Annotated in this window: 1 protein-coding gene; it reads left to right on the forward strand. The window is 62.4% G+C overall.

Annotated elements, in window-relative coordinates; genetic code table 11:
* Positions 1 to 204: 204 nt before the first annotated feature.
* The coding region (gene pilZ, locus A7981_RS11810) for a cyclic di-GMP-binding protein PilZ (protein WP_082889269.1) at positions 205 to 412 on the forward strand (208 nt) is incomplete at its 3' end.

Raw genomic sequence — 412 nt, forward strand, 5'->3', positions numbered from 1 at the left:
CGCTTATTGTAAGTGACAACAGCGCGGCTACGGGGTTCGACAAGGCGCAGACGGTACTCCCATCCGTTGAGCAGTTCAAGCCGTTGACCTTTGCCGGAAAATCCGCCTTTGTCCGTCCGATCCCGTCCGCACGGTATAAACTTTGACGATAATCGCCAGGATTGCCAGTCGCCCTCCCATCGCCCTGACCATGAGGATCAGCCCATGCAGCCCATCGAGCACAACTACAGCGAGAAGCGCGACTTCATCCGCATGAAGCTCGACACCCCGGTCACCATCCGCTGCGAAGGCCGCGAGTCGGTGGCCCTGTGCCGGGACCTGTCCGCCAGCGGGCTGCTGCTGGAAGCGCAAAGCGAGCTGGCTCCGGGCGACCACCTGCGGGTGAGCATCCCGTCCACCCACGAGACGCTCA

The sequence above is a fragment of the Methylovorus sp. MM2 genome, assembly GCF_001648895.1.
In the GTDB taxonomy this organism is placed as follows: domain Bacteria; phylum Pseudomonadota; class Gammaproteobacteria; order Burkholderiales; family Methylophilaceae; genus MM1.